Consider the following 17,807-nt stretch of genomic DNA (forward strand, 5'->3'; position numbering starts at 1 on the left):
CAGCCTAAAAGGCAATAAATAATAGAAAAGAGAGAAAAACTATGGCAGTTCAAATGGAATACGAAAAAGATGTTAAAGTAGCAGCACTTGACGGTAAAAAAATCGCCGTTATCGGTTATGGTTCACAAGGACATGCGCATGCTCAAAACTTGCGTGATTCAGGTCGCGATGTCATCATCGGTGTACGTCCAGGTAAATCTTTTGACAAAGCAAAAGAAGATGGATTTGACACTTACACAGTAGCAGAAGCAACTAAATTGGCTGATGTTATCATGATTTTGGCACCAGACGAAATCCAACAAGAATTGTACGAAGCAGAAATCGCTCCAAACTTGGAAGCTGGAAACGCAGTTGGATTTGCTCATGGTTTCAATATCCACTTTGAGTTTATCAAAGTTCCTGCGGATGTAGATGTCTTCATGTGTGCTCCTAAAGGACCAGGACACTTGGTACGCCGTACTTATGAAGAAGGATTTGGCGTTCCAGCTCTTTACGCAGTATACCAAGATGCAACAGGAAATGCTAAAAACATTGCTATGGACTGGTGTAAAGGTGTTGGAGCAGCTCGTGTAGGTCTTCTTGAAACAACTTACAAAGAAGAAACTGAAGAAGATTTGTTTGGTGAACAAGCTGTACTTTGTGGTGGTTTGACTGCCCTTATCGAAGCAGGTTTCGAAGTCTTGACAGAAGCAGGTTACGCTCCAGAATTGGCTTACTTTGAAGTTCTTCACGAAATGAAATTGATCGTTGACTTGATCTACGAAGGTGGATTCAAGAAAATGCGTCAATCTATTTCAAACACTGCTGAATACGGTGACTATGTATCAGGTCCACGTGTAATCACTGAACAAGTTAAAGAAAACATGAAAGCTGTCTTGGCAGACATCCAAAATGGTAAATTTGCAAATGACTTTGTAAATGACTATAAAGCTGGACGTCCAAAATTGACTGCTTACCGTGAACAAGCAGCTAACCTTGAAATTGAAAAAGTTGGTGCAGAATTGCGTAAAGCAATGCCTTTCGTTGGTAAAAACGACGATGATGCATTCAAAATCTATAACTAATTAGAAAGCAAAGAATTTTGCTAAAATAGTAGCTTCAGCTATTCGTCGGATATTAGATGTACTGATTTAGGGGTTGAAATCATATGAATATTACCAATTTGTTTTCTATCAAGACAGGATGTGATGAAACTGATAGGCAACTGCAAAAATTATTTTTTCAGTTGGATTTACAATTGGGAGAATTGACAGATCAACTAAGAAAATTAGATTCTAATTTTGTTCCTCGTAGTCAATTTGTAGACACGCTGGATTTGAATGATGTAGAATATAAAGAAATTTTAAACTATTTTATCTTCCATCGTAATGATAGTGAAGAAAGTTTGGCAGAATGGTTATATGATTGGATTTCTACAAATCGTTATGAACTTCCTAAAGAGTTCTCAATTCGTATGGCTCATAAATATCATGAAAGTGTTGCTGAAGTTTTTGGAGATGAATAACTAAAAAAACAGTCATTAGTGACTGTTTTTTATAGAAAAAGAGGTTTTATATGTTAAGTTCAAAAGATATCATCAAGGCTCACAAGGTCTTGAACGGTGTGGTTGTGAATACACCGCTTGATTATGACCATTATTTATCGGAGAAGTATGGTGCTAAGATTTATTTGAAAAAGGAAAATGCCCAACGTGTTCGTTCTTTTAAAATTCGTGGTGCCTATTATGCTATTTCTCAGCTCAGCAAGGAAGAGCGTGAGCGTGGGGTAGTCTGTGCCTCTGCGGGAAATCATGCGCAGGGAGTAGCCTATACCTGTAATGAGATGAAAATTCCTGCTACTATTTTTATGCCAATTACAACTCCGCAACAAAAAATTGGTCAAGTTCGCTTTTTTGGTGGGGACTTCGTAACCATTAAACTAGTTGGAGATACCTTTGATGCTTCAGCTAAAGCAGCCCAAGAATTTACAGTCTCTGAAAATCGTACCTTTATTGATCCCTTTGATGATGCTCATGTCCAAGCTGGTCAAGGGACTGTTGCTTATGAGATTTTAGAAGAAGCTCGAAAAGAATCGATTGATTTTGATGCTATCTTGGTTCCTGTTGGTGGTGGCGGTCTCATTGCTGGGGTTTCTACCTATATCAAGGAAACAAGTCCAGAAATTGAAGTCATTGGGGTAGAGGCTAATGGAGCACGTTCCATGAAGGCTGCCTTTGAAGCTGGTGGGCCTGTTAAACTCAAGGAAATTGACAAATTTGCGGATGGGATTGCTGTACAAAAGGTAGGTCAATTGACCTATGAAGCAACTCGTCAACATGTTCAAACTTTGGTAGGTGTCGATGAGGGATTGATTTCTGAAACTTTGATTGACCTTTACTCTAAGCAAGGGATTGTCGCAGAACCTGCTGGAGCGGCTAGTATCGCTTCTTTAGAGGTTTTAGCTGAATATATCAAGGGGAAAACCATTTGTTGTATCATTTCTGGAGGAAATAATGATATCAACCGTATGCCAGAAATGGAAGAGCGCGCCTTGATTTATGATGGGATCAAGCATTACTTTGTGGTCAATTTTCCACAGCGTCCAGGAGCATTGCGTGAATTTGTAAATGATATCCTGGGGCCAAACGATGATATCACACGTTTTGAGTATATCAAAAGAGCTAGTAAGGGGACAGGGCCTGTATTGATCGGGATTGCTTTGGCAGATAAGCATGATTATGCAGGTTTGATCCGTAGAATGGAAGGTTTTGATCCGGCTTATATTAACTTAAATGGGAATGAAACGCTTTATAATATGCTTGTCTGAGGACTAATAAAAAAATATCATATTATTTGCACAACTGATGTATAGGTGCTATAATGAAGATGAAGAAAGGGGGCGATTCCTATGGACTTAGGAAATCTATCGTGCTATTTCTACTACAACTCACTATAGCACCTATTATTTTTTATTTCAGTTTATAATAATAAAGAAGAATGACTTGTTATATATAGGGTTGTTTTTTAGAATACTATATTATATATATCTAATTTTAAGTTTGATTAAATATAATAGGAATTAGAAAAAATAATCAATGCTTATAAGGTAGATTTGGTGAGTTGATTGAATATAGTATATGATAGCAATAATATGAGGCGAGTAGAACATTTGGAATACTAGGAAGTGCTATTCTAAATGCTGATTGTAATAGCGGTGTGTTATAAGAATATGCAAAATTTGATGAGATAAGTCAATTGTACCGGTTAAAAAAGTTAAATAGTAACAGGAAGGTAACCAAAGGAAATAGAAAGGACAAAATAGATATGAGATAGTCCGAAAAGGAAGATTCTCTTTGACAAACTTATAGATTAAAATGAAGATATAGAATATGACTCCTGTTTATCCTATTGAGAAACTGGTATTTTTTCTCGATGAATATTTTTGCTAATTTGAAGTTTAATAATTCAATTGTTTTCGGGGCGCTTACTAATGGGTTATAGCAACTAAAAACCTATATATTATCGGCTTTAAAAAAGAAGTAAGAAAAAACTAAATCATTTGTTTTATTGAATATATGTTTTTTTATTGACAAAAGTAGTAAAAACGTATACAATTAAGTATTGTAAAGAAGAAAATAGGAGAAAAACATGGCTAAGTCAAACTTTGAAAAAGTAGAATCAGTTGTTGGCTGGGTTCGTGATAAGAAAATCACAGGCTACCGTATCTCTAAAGAAACGAATGCACGTGAAATGTCTATCATTGCTCTGGCGCAGGGTCGTGCAAAAGTAAAAAATATTTCATTTGAAACAGCCCTAGGCCTAATTGATTTCTATGAAAAAAATCATGAAAAATTTGAAGATTAATCTTTGGATAACGGCGGATTCTTGACCCTCAAGTAGTAGAGATAGAGAATCTGCCTTTTCATTTTGGACAGCAAAAAGACTGCATGGTTGATGCAGCCTTTTCTTTTTATTTGAGATAGCGTTGAAGGAATTCTTTTGTACGGTCTTCTTTAGGATTGGTGAAGAGATCTTCTGGTTTGCCTTCTTCAGCAATCACACCCTTATCCATAAAGATAACACGGTGAGAGACATCACGGGCGAATTCCATTTCGTGGGTTACGACAATCATAGTCAAGCCTTCCTGAGCAAGATCCTGCATGATTCTGAGGACCTCTCCAACCATTTCTGGATCGAGAGCTGATGTTGGTTCATCAAAGAGAATAGCGTCAGGATTCATTGAAAGGGCACGAGCGATGGCCACACGTTGTTTTTGACCACCTGAGAGTTGTTTTGGTTTCGCTTGCCAGTAGCGTTCTCCCATGCCGACCTTTTCTAGGTTTTCTTTGGCAATCTTTTCAGCTTCTGTACGTTCGCGTTTAAGGACAGTTGTCTGAGCGACGATTGTGTTTTCGAGAACGTTAAGATTTTCAAAGAGGTTAAAGGATTGGAACACCATCCCTAGTTTTTCACGGTATTGTGTGAGGTCATAGCCTTTTTCGAGGACGTTTTGACCATGATAAAGGATTTGTCCATCAGTTGGTGTTTCAAGTAGGTTAATGGAGCGTAGGAAGGTCGATTTCCCGCTTCCAGAGCTTCCGATGATAGAGATTACCTCTCCCTTGTGGACGGTGAGAGAAATGTCTTTTAACACTTCGTTTTGTCCATAGGATTTTTTGAGGTGTTTAATTTCAAGGATTGCTTGGGTCATTATTTCAAATCCTCCGTTTGCATTTGGTTAGCACCTGTAGTATAGGTATCCATGTCCATTCGGCGTTCGATGAAGCGTAGGATACGTGTTACGGTGAAGGTGAGGACAAAGTAAATCACGGCGATGATTGTAAATGTCTGGAAGTATTGATAGGTTTGCGTTGCCACGGTATTTCCTGAGAAATAAAGTTCGACAACAGAGATAACGTTCAATACAGATGTATCTTTGATATTGATGACAAATTCATTACCAGTTGCGGGTAGGATGTTACGGACCACTTGAGGGAGGACAATCTTACGCATGGTTTGGTTATGAGTCATACCAAGAGCAGTAGCGGCTTCAAATTGTCCCTTGTCAACTGCTAGGATACCACCACGGACGATTTCAGTCATATAGGCACCCGTGTTGATTGAAACGATGAAGATAGCAGCCAGTGTGCGGTCAAGGTTGATACCGAAAGCTTGGGCAGTTCCATAGTAGATAACCATTGATTGAACAATCATAGGTGTACCACGGAAAATTTCGATATAGACATTGAGGATCCAGCCGACTAGTTTTTGTAGGCCATAAATGGCTTTATTTTCAGAGAGAGGAGCAGTACGGAAAACACCAATGGCAAGACCGATAATGAGACCTGTGATGGTTCCGACAATAGAGATTAAAAGAGTGATACCAGCACCACGCAAGAGTTGTTGCCAGTTTTCAGAAAGAATTTTAGCGACTTGGCTAAAAAAACTACTGCTAGTCTCTTCAGTTGTTGTAGCTTCGGCAGGTTGTTCCTTGATCATACGATCCATCAAGGCAACTTGGTCGTCTTTTGAAATGGTTTCAATGCTGGCATTGATTTGGCTAATACGATTGTCATCTTTACGAAGTCCAATAGCGATAGCTGTATCTTCTTCCCCAGTTTTGAAACCTGGTTCTACTTGGACCATCTTAAACTTAGAGTTCGCAGCTTCAGCAGTCAGAGCTTCTGGTCGTTCAGAAACATAAGCATCGATAACACCAGCCTCAAGAGCTTGGCGCATTTGAGCGAAGTCTCCCATGGCTGTTTCTTTTTTAGCACCTGTGATTTGTGCAATCAAGTCATAAAGGTAAACACCTTGTTGAGAAGTGATTTTAGCACCGTTAAAGTCATTCAAAGATTTAGCATTTGCGTAGGCAGAATCTTTTTTGACAAGTAGAACTGGTTCGCTAGTGTAGTAACTGCTCGAAAAGGCAATTTCTTGTTTGCGCTCAGCAGTAGGACTCATACCTGCGATAATCATGTCAATCTTACCAGAAGTAAGGGCAGGGACTAGACCTTCCCACTTGGTTTTAACAACCAAAGGTTCTTTCCCTAAGTCCTTAGCGATTTTCTTGGCGATTTGAACATCGTATCCGTTAGCATACTGGTTGGTTCCATCGATTTTAACAGCTCCGTTGCTATCATCATCCTGGGTCCAGTTAAAGGGAGCATATGCTGCTTCCATCCCGATGCGTAAATATTCATCGGCTTGAGCAACATTGACAAGTCCCAGCATCAGCAAGAGACCTGTGAAAATAGATAAGTATATTTTTCTCATGATTTCTCCTATTTCTAATCTATTAAAAAATAACTGTCTCCTATTTTATCGAAAAATGCGTAATTTTTCAACATAAGTAAGCCTTTACTTACGAAAAAATGCTATAATGATAAGAAAGATAAAAAGGGGGCTTAATTGATGAAAAAAACTTTTTTCTTATTTGTTTTAGGCTTGTTTTGCCTTCTGCCATTCTCTGTTTTTGCCATTGATTTCAAGATAAACTCTTACCAAGGGGATTTGTATATTCATGCAGACAATACGGCAGAATTTAGACAGAAGATAGTTTATCAGTTTGAGGAGGACTTTAAGGGCCAAATCGTGGGACTTGGACGTGCTGGCAAGATGCCTAGCGGGTTTGACATTGACCCTCATCCAAAAGTTCAGGCCTCAAAAAACGGTGCTGAACTAGCAGACGTTACTAGCGAAGTGATAGAAGGAGCAGATAGTTATACTGTTAAAGTTTATAATCCAGGTCAAGAAGGCGACACAGTTGAAGTTGACCTCGTTTGGAACTTAAAAAATTTGCTTTTTCTATATGATGACATTGCTGAATTAAATTGGCAACCTTTAACAGATAGTTCAGGGGCTATTGGCAAGTTTGAATTTCATGTAAGGGGAGACAAGGGGGCTGAAAAACTCTTTTTCCATACAGGGAAACTTTTTAGAGAGGGAATGGTTGAAAAGAGTAACCTTGATTATACTATTCGTTTAGACAATCTTCCGGCTAAGCGTGGAGTTGAACTGCATGCCTATTGGCCTCGGACTGATTTTACTAGTGCTAGGGATCAGGGCTTGAAAGGGAATCGTTTAGAAGAGTTTAATAAAATAGAGGACTCGATTGTTAAAGAAAAAGAGCAAAGTAAACAACTCCTTACTTGGGTCTTCCCTTCGATACTTTCTATCTCCCTGTTATTGAGTGTCTGCTTCTATTTTATTTATAGAAGAAAGACCACTCCTTCGGTCAAATATGCCAAAAATCATCGTCTCTATGAACCACCAATGGAATTAGAGCCTATGGTTTTATCAGAGGCGGTTTACTCGACCTCCTTGGAGGAAGTGAGTCCTCTAACAAAAGGAGCAGGTAAATTTACCTTTGACCAACTTATTCAAGCTACCTTGCTAGATGTGATAGACCGTGGGAATGTCTCTATCATTTCAGAAGGAGATGCAGTTGGTTTGAGGCTAGTAAAAGAAGATGGTTTGTCAAGCTTTGAGAAAGACTGTCTAAATCTGGCTTTTTCAGGCAAAAAAGAAGAAACTCTTTCCAATTTGTTTGCGGATTACAAGGTATCTGATAGTCTTTATCGTAGAGCAAAAGTCTCTGATGAAAAACGGATTCAAGCAAAGGGACGTCAGCTCAAATCCTCTTTTGAAGAAGTATTGAAAGAGATGCAAGAAGGAGTGAGAAATCGGGTTACCTTCTGGGGGCTTCCAGATTATTATCGTCCTTTAACTGGTGGGGAAAAGGCCTTGCAAGTGGGTATGGGGGTCTTGACTATCTTGCCCCTATTTATCGGATTTGGTTTGTTCTTGTACAGTTTGGATGTTTATGGCTATCTTTACCTCCTCTTGCCAATACTTGGTTTTCTAGGTTTAGTTTTGGCTGTTTTCTATTATTGGAAGCTTCGACTAGATAATCGTGATGGTGTTCTAAATGAAGCAGGAGCAGAAGTCTACTATCTCTGGACAAGCTTTGAAAATATGTTGCGTGAGATTGCACGATTGGATCAGGCTGAATTGGAAAGTATTGTGGTCTGGAATCGCCTCTTGGTTTATGCGACCTTATTTGGCTATGCGGACAAGGTCAGTCATTTGATGAAGGTTCATCAGATTCAAGTGGAAAATCCAGATATCAACCTCTATGTAGCTTATGGTTGGCATAGTATGTTTTATCATTCAAGCGCGCAAATGAGCCATTATGCTAGTGTCGCAAATACAGCAAGTACCTACTCCGTATCTTCTGGAAGTGGAAGTTCTGGCGGTGGTTTCTCTGGAGGCGGAGGTGGCGGCAGTATCGGCGCCTTTTAAAGAGAAGTGCCATAGACTGAAAAAGTATGCTATAATGGAAGGTAGAAAAAAGGAGTAATCTATGTATCTTATTGAAATTTTAAAATCTATCTTCTTCGGAATTGTTGAAGGAATTACGGAATGGTTGCCGATTTCCAGTACAGGTCACTTGATTTTAGCAGAGGAATTTATCCAATACCAAAATCAGAATGAAGCCTTTATGTCCATGTTTAATGTCGTGATTCAGCTTGGTGCGATTTTAGCGGTTATGGTGATTTACTTTAATAAGCTCAATCCTTTCAAACCGACTAAGGACAAACAGGAAGTTCGTAAGACTTGGAGACTATGGTTGAAGGTCTTGATTGCCACTTTACCTTTGCTTGCCGTCTTTAAATTTGATGATTGGTTTGATACTCACTTCCATAACATGGTTTCAGTTGCTCTCATGTTGATTATCTATGGGATTGCCTTTATCTATTTGGAAAAGCGCAATAAAGCGCGTGCTATCGAGCCAAGTGTAACAGAGTTGGACAAGCTTCCTTATACGACAGCCTTCTATATCGGCCTCTTCCAAGTTCTTGCCCTTTTACCAGGAACCAGTCGTTCTGGAGCAACGATTGTCGGTGGTTTGTTGAATGGAACTAGTCGTTCTGTTGTAACAGAATTTACCTTCTATTTAGGGATTCCTGTTATGTTTGGAGCCAGTGCCTTAAAGATTTTCAAATTTATAAAAGCAGGACAGCTCTTGAGTTTTGGGCAATTGTTCTTGCTCTTGGTTGCGATGGGAGTAGCTTTTGCAGTTAGTATGGTGGCTATTCGCTTTTTGACCAGCTATGTGAAAAAACACGACTTTACCCTTTTTGGTAAATACCGTATCGTACTTGGTAGTATCTTGCTACTGTATAGCTTTGTTCGTTTATTTGTATAAGAAAAAACCTTGAAGGGGCAGCTCTTCAAGGTTTTATACTCAATGAAAATCAAAGAGCAAATTAGGAAGCTAGCTAAAGGTTGCTCAAAACACTGTTTTGAGGTTGCAGATAGAGCTGACGTGGTTTGAAGAGGTTTTCGAAGAGTATTAAAATCCAGTCATGGTAATCCCCAACAGGCGGACACCTCTTTCTTTCTCGCTTAGTTCTTCATAGAGCTGCAGGGCGATTTGGCTTATCTGACTAGCATCCTGTGTTTTTTGATTCAGACTTTTTCGCTTAGTAAGAGTTGAAAAGTCTTCGTAGCGGATTTTTAAAATGACAATTTTTCCAGCTTTTTCTTGCTGATGTAGATTGAGAGCGACTCTTTCTGATAGAAGAGTCAGCTCTTTTTTGATGTCTTCCTCAGCACGGAGAATCTTCCCGTAGGTTTTCTCCTTCCCGATTGATTTACGGATGCGATTGGATTTGACGGGGGAATTGTGAATACCACGAGCCTTTCGATAAAGGTCATAACCCAGTCTACCAAAACGGTCTATCAGAGTCACTTCAGGAACTTCAAGTAGATCAGCGCCAGTAAAAACACTCATTTGATGAAGTCTTTCCACTGTCTTTTTTCCTACTCCATGAAACTTGGAAATATCCATTTGTTTTAGAAAGTCCTCAGCCTGGTCAGGTAGAATCACTGTCAGACCATGTGGTTTTTGATAATCACTAGCCATTTTAGCTAAGAATTTGTTGTAGGAAACGCCAGCAGAAGCAGTTAGATGGAGTTCTTGCCAGATATCCTCTTGAATGAGGCGAGCAATTTTGACCGCTGACTTGATCCCGAGTTTATTTTCTGTCACATCCAAATAGGCTTCGTCAATGCTCATAGGTTCAATCAAATCTGTATAGCGCTTAAAAATAGCTCGAATCTGGAGTCCCACAGTCTTGTATTTCTCATAATTTCCTGAGATAAAAACGGCTTGGGGACAACGCTCATAGGCTTCCTTAGAGCTCATGGCTGAATGGACACCAAAAGCTCGTGCCTCATAGCTACAGGTAGAAACGACTCCCCGCCCACCTGTTTGCCGAGGGTCACTGCCGATAATGACAGGTTTTCCTCTGAGTTTAGGATTATCCCTGATTTCCACCGCAGCAAAAAAGGCATCCATGTCAATATGGATGATTTTTCTTGACAAATCATTTAACAAAGGAAAAATCAACATGCCTAGCACCTTTTTTACTGCTTATTTTCTTTTATTATACCCTTTTTTCTGAAAAAAAGAAAAAAGGACTTTATTTTTTCAAAAATATAATACAGTTTAAAATAAAATGTAGACTGTTTTAGAAAAGAAAGTATAAAAATAGGGAATTTTCACTTGTTGAAATCGGTTACTGTATGGTATACTTGACTCATGAATGTAACAGATGGTTGTTACTAGAAAGAAAAAAGAGGACATTAACATGGTTGTTAAAACAGTTGTTGAAGCACAAGATATTTTTGACAAAGCTTGGGAAGGCTTCAAAGGCGTAGATTGGAAAGAAAAAGCAAGTGTATCACGCTTTGTACAAGCTAACTACACACCTTACGATGGAGACGAAAGCTTCCTTGCAGGACCAACAGAACGTTCACTTCACATCAAAAAAATTGTAGAAGAAACTAAAGCTCACTACGAAGAAACTCGTTTCCCAATGGACACTCGTCCAACATCTATCGCTGACATTCCAGCAGGATTTATCGATAAAGAAAATGAAGTTATCTTCGGTATCCAAAACGATGAACTCTTCAAATTGAACTTCATGCCAAAAGGTGGTATCCGTATGGCTGAAACTACTTTGAAAGAAAATGGATACGAACCAGATCCAGCTGTTCACGAAATCTTTACTAAATACGTAACAACAGTTAACGACGGTATCTTCCGTGCCTACACTTCAAACATCCGTCGCGCTCGTCACGCACACACTGTAACTGGTCTTCCAGATGCATACTCACGCGGACGTATCATCGGTGTTTACGCACGTCTTGCTCTTTACGGTGCAGACTACTTGATGCAAGAAAAAGTAAACGACTGGAATGCAATTGAAGAAATCGATGAAGAAACAATCCGTCTTCGTGAAGAAATCAACCTTCAATACCAAGCATTGCAACAAGTTGTTCGCTTGGGTGACCTTTACGGAGTTGATGTTCGCAAACCAGCGATGAACGTTAAAGAAGCGATCCAATGGGTTAACATCGCTTTCATGTCTGTCTGCCGTGTTATCAACGGTGCTGCTACATCTCTAGGTCGTGTACCAATCGTATTGGACATCTTTGCAGAACGTGACCTTGCTCGTGGTACATTTACTGAATCAGAAATCCAAGAATTCGTTGATGATTTCGTTATGAAACTTCGTACAGTTAAATTTGCTCGTACAAAAGCTTACGACCAATTGTACTCAGGTGACCCAACTTTCATCACAACTTCTATGGCTGGTATGGGTAACGACGGTCGTCACCGTGTTACTAAGATGGACTACCGTTTCTTGAACACTCTTGACAACATCGGTAACTCTCCAGAACCAAACTTGACAGTTCTTTGGACTGACAAATTGCCATACAACTTCCGTCGCTACTGTATGCACATGAGCCACAAACACTCTTCTATCCAATACGAAGGTGTAACAACAATGGCTAAAGACGGATATGGTGAAATGAGCTGTATCTCATGCTGTGTGTCTCCACTTGACCCAGAAAATGAAGAACAACGCCACAACATCCAGTACTTCGGTGCGCGTGTAAACGTATTGAAAGCCCTTCTTACTGGTTTGAACGGTGGTTACGACGATGTTCACAAAGACTACAAAGTATTTGACATCGAACCAATCCGTGACGAAGTTCTTGAATTTGAATCAGTTAAAGCTAACTTTGAAAAATCTCTTGACTGGTTGACTGACACTTACGTAGATGCTTTGAATATCATCCACTATATGACTGATAAGTACAATTACGAAGCTGTTCAAATGGCCTTCTTGCCAACTAAACAACGCGCTAACATGGGATTCGGTATCTGTGGATTTGCCAACACTGTTGATACATTGTCAGCTATCAAATACGCTACAGTTAAACCAATCCGTGACGAAAATGGCTACATCTACGATTACGAAACAATCGGTGAATACCCACGTTGGGGTGAAGATGACCCACGTTCAAACGAATTGGCAGAATGGTTGATCGAAGCTTACACAACTCGTCTACGTAGCCACAAACTTTATAAAGACGCAGAAGCTACTGTATCACTTTTGACAATCACATCTAACGTTGCTTACTCTAAACAAACTGGTAACTCACCAGTCCACAAAGGTGTATACCTCAACGAAGATGGTTCTGTAAACTTGTCTAAACTTGAATTCTTCTCACCAGGTGCTAACCCATCTAACAAAGCTAAAGGTGGCTGGTTGCAAAACTTGAACTCACTTTCTAGCCTTGACTTTAGTTATGCAGCTGATGGTATCTCATTGACTACTCAAGTTTCACCTCGCGCTCTTGGTAAGACTCGTGACGAACAAGTTGATAACTTGGTAACAATCCTTGATGGTTACTTTGAAAACGGTGGACAACACGTTAACTTGAACGTTATGGACTTGAACGATGTTTACGAAAAAATCATGTCAGGCGAAGACGTTATCGTACGTATCTCTGGATACTGTGTAAACACTAAATACCTCACTCCAGAACAAAAAACTGAATTGACACAACGTGTCTTCCACGAAGTTCTTTCAATGGATGACGCCTTGGATGCATTGAGCTAATCAAGTGTTTAAGTAATGAAATAAGGAACCCTCGGTCAGTCGACTGAGGGTTGTTTTTTGGGATCTTAAATTCCTTAAGTCAGGTACTGAAATGTCTGACCGGGATTCAAAGATACTTGTTGAGTTGCGGGAGGTATTTGATACTCAATGAAAATCAAAGAGCAAACTAGCCGCAGGTTGCTCAAAGCACCGCTTTGAGGTTGTAGATAAGACTGACAAAGTCAGTCACACATATACGGCAAGGCGAAGCTGACGTGGTTTGAATTTTATTTTCGAAGAGTATGAAAATAAAAACACCACACTTTGTAAGACACAAGGTGTGGTTGTATTTTATCTCTTAGACCAAGTTCTCTTCATAAAGAGAAGGAGGATTGGGTAAATCTCCAAACGACCTGCAATCATTGCAAAGGAGAGGAGAATTTTTGAGATGGGACTAAAGATTGAGAAACTAGAAGTGGTTCCTAGGATAGGCCCGATATTATTGAAGCAGCTAAAGACAGCACTGGTAACGACTAGGAAATCATTGCTATCTAGGCTGACAATAAAGATAAGTGCTAGCAAAATCATAGCATAGATGACAAAGTACTTGAGAATCTTATGCTGGGTATCTTTATCAATCACCGTTTTATTAACATGGAGGGTCAAAACACGGTGGGGCGATAGGATTGACAAAATCTGGTTTTTGGCAATTTTTGAAAGGATGAGGCCTCGAATAACCTTGAGTCCACCTGCGGTTGATCCAGCAGAGCCACCGATTGCCATGAGAAAGAGGAGGATAAACTGGGAGAAGAGGGGCCAGTTGGTAATATCTCCATATCCAAAACCAGTTGTTGTAATGATGTTGGAAACTTGGAAGAAGGCCATTTCAAAGCTCTTTGAAAATCCTGGGTAGAGATAGAGGGTATTAAGGCTAATCAAGCCTGTAGAAACCAGCACGATGACCAAGTAAGCCCTAAGCTCTTCATCTCTAAAGAAGGCCTTGATGCGACGGAGCATAAGGAAGTAGTAGAGATTGAAATTTACCCCAAAAACTAGAACTCCTATACTAACTAGATAGGTAATCAGTGAGCTACCATAGTGAGCAATTCCGTCGTTATAGACGGTAAATCCTCCTGTACCTGCTGTTCCCATGGCAATGACAAAACTATCAAATAGGGGCATGCCAGCCAGATAATAGATGATGACAAAGAGGGAGAAGAGAGCTAGATAAAGGAGATAGAGAATCTGGGCAGTATTTTTTAGCTTGGATACTACTTTACCGAAAACAGGGCCAGGAACCTCAGCCTTCATCACCTCTAGGTGGCTATTTTTGGCATTATCCATAATAGCAAGTGCAAAAACAAGCACTCCCATCCCTCCAATCAAGTGGGTAAAACTTCGCCAGAAGAGGAGGGAACGACTGAGAACCGAAACGTCGTTCAAAATAGTTGCTCCAGTAGTTGTAAAGCCAGAACTGATTTCAAAAAAGGCATCGATAACGCTGGGAATTTGTCTAGCAAAGACAAAGGGGAGACCACCAAAGAAAGACCAAAGGATCCAACAGAGGGCCACAATCAAGACTCCCTCCTTGGCATAAATCCGTTGATTTTTGGGCTTTTGTAAAATTCCTGAACCGCCTAGTAATACGAGAATCCCAATCGTTGTAAAGAGAGCTGTAAAGACTTGGCTCGATTCACGGTAATAGATAGCGACAGACACAGGAACCAAAAGAAGAACAGCTTCAATCAAAAGTAATTTTGAAAGGAGGTAACGAATCATACTTTTATTCATTTCTTACCTCGCGATCAAGTCATAAATCTTGGTGATGTTTGGCAACAAGGTTGTTACTAGGAGCTTGTCTCCAACTTCCAACATATCCTCCCCGGTAGGGAAAATAGTCTTGCCCTTTCGAATGATGGCTGCAATAAGAACCCCTTTTTTCAATTTCAGTTGAGAAAGAGGTTTGGCAGTCATCTTATTAGCTTCCTTGATATGGAATTGCAGAGTTTCGATTTGACCATTGGCTAGATGGTGCATGGCTTGAAGGTCTGAATACTGGGCATTAACCCGACCACGAATAAAGTGCATGATTGTATCTACAGCGATGCTTTTAGGTGTGATGATACTTGAAAAATCAGGCGCATTGATAATCTCGAGTAGACTGGTTCGATTGACCTTGGTAATATTTTTCTGTACACCTACTCTGTCAAGGAACATCGAAGTAATCAGATTTTCCTCATCGACTCCTGTTAGAGTCGCAACGGCATCATAGTGTTGAGCACTTTCTTCTAGCAGGATATCTTTTGCAGTACCATCTCCTTGGACGATATGAAGATTTGGAAATTTCTCGCTAAAGAAGCTAGCGATTTCAGGATTGATTTCAATAACCTTGGTATCGATACGACTGTCTTTGAGGATACCTAGTAGATAATAGGCAATTCTACCAGCTCCAACAATGAGAAGGCTCTTCACGGCACGAGACTTGAAATAATTATGGAAGAGCATCATGTCAACACGGTTACCAGTGACAAAGATTCTATCTTTATCCTGTACAGTCATGTCACCGCTTGGAATGATAATTTGATGATCCCTCTCTATCGCACATACAATGACATTGCCAAATTTTTTCCGAAAATCAGAAATGGGCATTTGGCAAAGACCACTGGAAGATTTTACAGTGAATTCCATCAAGCTGACCCGTCCCCCAAAGAAACGTTCGACAGATAGGGCGTTGGGGAAGTCAATGATATTCGCGATAGCGCGGGCAGCCAAGAGCTCAGGGTTAACGATAAGAGAAAAACCGAGAATATTCTTTTCCTTGAAATAAGAGTTAGAATATTCAGGGTTCCGCACCCGAACGATGGTCTCTTTAGCTCCCATTTTTTTGGCTAGAACGGCTGCAATCATGTTCACTTCATCGTATTCAGTCAGGGCGATAAAGATATCACAATCCTGGACACTGGCTTGCTCAAGGATGGTAAAATCGGCCCCGTTACCAAGGATACCCATGATATCAAAGCGATTAACAATATGATTGAGGACAGCTTCGTCTTGCTCAATCAGCAAAACATCATGCTTTTCTGCAACCAAGGAGCGACAGAGGGCAAAACCAACTTTTCCCCCTCCGACAAGGATAATTTTCATAATAAAACCTACTTTTTCATGATGTAACTATCATACCTTTTTTCAAGAAAAAATGCACCTACTAGCTAATCACCAGAGTTTTTAGTAGGAAATTTGCTATAAGGTAAAACTATACCCTAATCAATTGAAATAGCTATTAGCACCTTTCTCTGAAATATGGTATGATAAAGGATATACAAGGAGATAAAATGAATAATAATTTACTGGTATTACAATCAGACTTTGGTCTGGTTGATGGTGCGGTATCGGCTATGATTGGAGTGGCTTTAGAAGAGTCTCCAACCTTAAAAATCCATCACTTGACGCACGATATCACGCCTTATAATATTTTTGAGGGGAGCTATCGTCTCTTTCAGACGGTGGATTACTGGCCTGAGGGAACGACTTTTGTATCGGTTGTCGATCCAGGTGTCGGCTCGAAACGTAAGAGTGTGGTTGCCAAGACTGCAAAAAATCAATACATTGTCACGCCAGATAATGGAACGCTTTCTTTTATCAAGAAACACGTTGGCATTGTAGCTATTCGTGAAATTTCTGAAGTGGCCAATAGACGTCAAAACACAGAGCATTCTTATACCTTCCACGGTCGTGATGTTTATGCTTATACTGGTGCTAAACTGGCCAGCGGTCACATTACTTTTGAGGAAGTGGGGCCAGAGCTCAGTGTAGACCATATTGTAGAGCTTCCAGTCGTAGAGACCATCATTGAAGATCATTTGGTGAAGGGAGCTATTGATATTCTGGATGTGCGTTTTGGTTCGCTTTGGACCTCTATCACGCGAGAAGAATTTTACAAACTGGAACCAGACTTTGGTGACCGTTTTGAAGTGACTATCTATCACGCTGATATGCTGGTCTATCAAAATCAGGTTGTTTATGGCAAATCATTTGCGGATGTGAGAATTGGGCAACCCATCCTTTACATCAACTCTCTCTATCGTTTAGGTCTGGCTATCAACCAAGGTTCTTTTGCCAAGGCCTATAATGTGGGTGTCGGTTCATCTTGGACCATTGAAATAAAGAAAATAGAAGGATAAAATAGGAGAATAAATAGTATGGAAATCAAATTTACAATTAAACAAGTTGTTGCTGTCGGAATTGGCGCTGCCCTCTTTGTCGTCATCGGGATGATCAACATTCCGACCCCTGTTCCCAATACAAGCATCCAGCTTCAGTATGCGGTACAAGCGCTACTTTCTATTATTTTTGGACCGATTATCGGTTTGCTTGTCGGGTTGATTGGTCATGCAATCAAGGACTCTCTTGCTGGCTACGGTCTTTGGTGGACTTGGATTATTGCTAGTGGTCTCTTTGGTCTAGCTGTCGGACTCTTTAGAAAATACATTCGAGTAACACAGGGTGTTTTTGAGTTGAAGGATATTGTCTTCTTTAACCTCATTCAGATTGTTGCAAATGCCCTTGTTTGGGGTGTCTTGGCACCACTTGGAGATGTTGTGATTTATCAAGAAGCGGCAGAAAAAGTATTTGCCCAAGGGATTGTTGCTGGAATTGCTAATGCTGTAACTGTAGCTATTGCAGGTACCCTTCTCTTGCTAGCTTATTCACGTACGCAGACTCGTTCAGGAAGTTTGAAAAAGGATTAACATAAAGGAAAAGGCTGGGCAACCAGTCTTTTTCGATGTTTATAGACTAGTCAGGCAAGCAAGCTGGGATAGGAATCTTTTTGGCGCTAAGTTTTTAAGAGAAGAGTCTGCAAGAAGGG

The 17,807-nt window shown here is 40.1% G+C and carries 14 protein-coding genes; 9 read left to right on the forward strand and 5 right to left on the reverse strand.

Annotated elements, in window-relative coordinates:
- The first annotated feature begins 41 nt into the window (after positions 1–41).
- The 4 genes from ilvC (at position 42) to DSY56_RS05805 (ending at position 3,842) form a co-directional block, all read left to right on the forward strand.
- Positions 42–1,064 (forward strand): ketol-acid reductoisomerase, encoded by a 1,023-nt coding sequence (gene ilvC, locus DSY56_RS05790; protein ID WP_000290683.1) that lies wholly within the window; start codon positions 42–44, stop codon positions 1,062–1,064.
- Between the two features lie 83 nt (positions 1,065–1,147).
- Positions 1,148–1,504 (forward strand): hypothetical protein, encoded by a 357-nt coding sequence (locus tag DSY56_RS05795; RefSeq protein ID WP_001027897.1) that lies wholly within the window; start codon positions 1,148–1,150, stop codon positions 1,502–1,504.
- Between the two features lie 50 nt (positions 1,505–1,554).
- Positions 1,555–2,805 (forward strand): threonine ammonia-lyase IlvA, encoded by a 1,251-nt coding sequence (gene ilvA, locus DSY56_RS05800; RefSeq protein ID WP_049542557.1) that lies wholly within the window; start codon positions 1,555–1,557, stop codon positions 2,803–2,805.
- 821 nt (positions 2,806–3,626) lie between these two features.
- The gene (locus DSY56_RS05805) at positions 3,627–3,842 is read left to right on the forward strand and encodes a capsule biosynthesis transcriptional regulator (protein WP_001130036.1); all 216 of its coding nucleotides are present in this window, start codon (positions 3,627–3,629) and stop codon (positions 3,840–3,842) included.
- Between the two features lie 106 nt (positions 3,843–3,948).
- Here DSY56_RS05805 and DSY56_RS05810 read toward each other — a convergent pair whose 3' ends face one another.
- Together DSY56_RS05810 and DSY56_RS05815 are read right to left on the reverse strand one after the other, a co-directional pair.
- Positions 3,949–4,689, reverse strand: coding sequence for an amino acid ABC transporter ATP-binding protein (locus DSY56_RS05810; RefSeq protein ID WP_000189483.1), 741 nt, complete (start codon positions 4,687–4,689; stop codon positions 3,949–3,951).
- Positions 4,689–6,254: an ABC transporter substrate-binding protein/permease gene (locus DSY56_RS05815; protein ID WP_112444417.1), complete on the reverse strand. Its 1,566-nt coding sequence runs from the start codon at positions 6,252–6,254 to the stop codon at positions 4,689–4,691. Before DSY56_RS05815 ends, DSY56_RS05810 begins: the two co-directional genes overlap by 1 nt.
- 138 nt (positions 6,255–6,392) lie before the next feature.
- Here DSY56_RS05815 and DSY56_RS05820 point away from each other — a divergent pair, with 138 nt between their 5' ends.
- Both DSY56_RS05820 and DSY56_RS05825 read left to right on the forward strand, forming a co-directional pair.
- Complete coding sequence (locus DSY56_RS05820; RefSeq protein ID WP_112444419.1) at positions 6,393–8,282, forward strand: DUF2207 family protein; 1,890 nt, start codon at positions 6,393–6,395, stop codon at positions 8,280–8,282.
- A gap of 61 nt (positions 8,283–8,343) precedes the next feature.
- Positions 8,344–9,189 carry an undecaprenyl-diphosphate phosphatase gene (locus tag DSY56_RS05825; protein WP_112444421.1) on the forward strand — a complete coding sequence of 282 codons (846 nt, stop codon included), beginning with the start codon at positions 8,344–8,346 and terminating at the stop codon, positions 9,187–9,189.
- A gap of 147 nt (positions 9,190–9,336) precedes the next feature.
- On the opposite strand, the gene dinB is transcribed toward DSY56_RS05825, so the two are convergent.
- Complete coding sequence (gene dinB / locus DSY56_RS05830; protein WP_112444423.1) at positions 9,337–10,398, reverse strand: DNA polymerase IV; 1,062 nt, start codon at positions 10,396–10,398, stop codon at positions 9,337–9,339.
- Positions 10,399–10,636: 238 nt separating this feature from the next.
- Here dinB and pflB point away from each other — a divergent pair, with 238 nt between their 5' ends.
- Positions 10,637–12,961, forward strand: a complete 2,325-nt coding sequence (gene pflB / locus DSY56_RS05835) for a formate C-acetyltransferase (protein ID WP_000260631.1) — start codon at positions 10,637–10,639, stop codon at positions 12,959–12,961.
- A gap of 330 nt (positions 12,962–13,291) precedes the next feature.
- Here the strand turns inward: pflB and DSY56_RS05840 are convergent, their stop codons facing one another.
- Positions 13,292–14,731: a TrkH family potassium uptake protein gene (locus tag DSY56_RS05840; RefSeq protein ID WP_112444425.1), complete on the reverse strand. Its 1,440-nt coding sequence runs from the start codon at positions 14,729–14,731 to the stop codon at positions 13,292–13,294.
- 3 nt (positions 14,732–14,734) lie between these two features.
- Positions 14,735–16,084 (reverse strand): Trk system potassium transporter TrkA, encoded by a 1,350-nt coding sequence (trkA, locus tag DSY56_RS05845; protein ID WP_112444427.1) that lies wholly within the window; start codon positions 16,082–16,084, stop codon positions 14,735–14,737.
- A gap of 188 nt (positions 16,085–16,272) precedes the next feature.
- On the opposite strand from trkA, the gene DSY56_RS05850 reads away from it, so the two are divergent.
- Positions 16,273–17,121: an SAM hydrolase/SAM-dependent halogenase family protein gene (locus DSY56_RS05850; protein ID WP_112444429.1), complete on the forward strand. Its 849-nt coding sequence runs from the start codon at positions 16,273–16,275 to the stop codon at positions 17,119–17,121.
- 18 nt (positions 17,122–17,139) lie between these two features.
- The gene (locus DSY56_RS05855) at positions 17,140–17,688 is read left to right on the forward strand and encodes an ECF-type riboflavin transporter substrate-binding protein (RefSeq protein WP_112444431.1); all 549 of its coding nucleotides are present in this window, start codon (positions 17,140–17,142) and stop codon (positions 17,686–17,688) included.
- The last annotated feature ends 119 nt before the right edge of the window (positions 17,689–17,807 follow it).

This window comes from Streptococcus sp. 596553 (assembly GCF_900411395.1).
In the GTDB taxonomy this organism is placed as follows: domain Bacteria; phylum Bacillota; class Bacilli; order Lactobacillales; family Streptococcaceae; genus Streptococcus; species Streptococcus mitis_BA.

Bases quoted from the DNA above. Each gene is read 5' to 3' on its own strand.
- DSY56_RS05855 (WP_112444431.1), top strand. From the start codon at position 17,140: ATGGAAATCAAATTTACAATTAAACAAGTTGTTGCTGTCGGAATTGGC.
- DSY56_RS05795 (WP_001027897.1), top strand. From the start codon at position 1,148: ATGAATATTACCAATTTGTTTTCTATCAAGACAGGATGTGATGAAACT.
- DSY56_RS05825 (WP_112444421.1), top strand. From the start codon at position 8,344: ATGTATCTTATTGAAATTTTAAAATCTATCTTCTTCGGAATTGTTGAA.
- DSY56_RS05805 (WP_001130036.1), top strand. From the start codon at position 3,627: ATGGCTAAGTCAAACTTTGAAAAAGTAGAATCAGTTGTTGGCTGGGTT.
- DSY56_RS05815 (WP_112444417.1), bottom strand. From the start codon at position 6,254: ATGAGAAAAATATACTTATCTATTTTCACAGGTCTCTTGCTGATGCTG.
- ilvA (WP_049542557.1), top strand. From the start codon at position 1,555: ATGTTAAGTTCAAAAGATATCATCAAGGCTCACAAGGTCTTGAACGGT.
- pflB (WP_000260631.1), top strand. From the start codon at position 10,637: ATGGTTGTTAAAACAGTTGTTGAAGCACAAGATATTTTTGACAAAGCT.
- DSY56_RS05810 (WP_000189483.1), bottom strand. From the start codon at position 4,689: ATGACCCAAGCAATCCTTGAAATTAAACACCTCAAAAAATCCTATGGA.
- DSY56_RS05840 (WP_112444425.1), bottom strand. From the start codon at position 14,731: ATGAATAAAAGTATGATTCGTTACCTCCTTTCAAAATTACTTTTGATT.
- DSY56_RS05820 (WP_112444419.1), top strand. From the start codon at position 6,393: ATGAAAAAAACTTTTTTCTTATTTGTTTTAGGCTTGTTTTGCCTTCTG.
- DSY56_RS05850 (WP_112444429.1), top strand. From the start codon at position 16,273: ATGAATAATAATTTACTGGTATTACAATCAGACTTTGGTCTGGTTGAT.
- trkA (WP_112444427.1), bottom strand. From the start codon at position 16,084: ATGAAAATTATCCTTGTCGGAGGGGGAAAAGTTGGTTTTGCCCTCTGT.
- ilvC (WP_000290683.1), top strand. From the start codon at position 42: ATGGCAGTTCAAATGGAATACGAAAAAGATGTTAAAGTAGCAGCACTT.
- dinB (WP_112444423.1), bottom strand. From the start codon at position 10,398: ATGTTGATTTTTCCTTTGTTAAATGATTTGTCAAGAAAAATCATCCAT.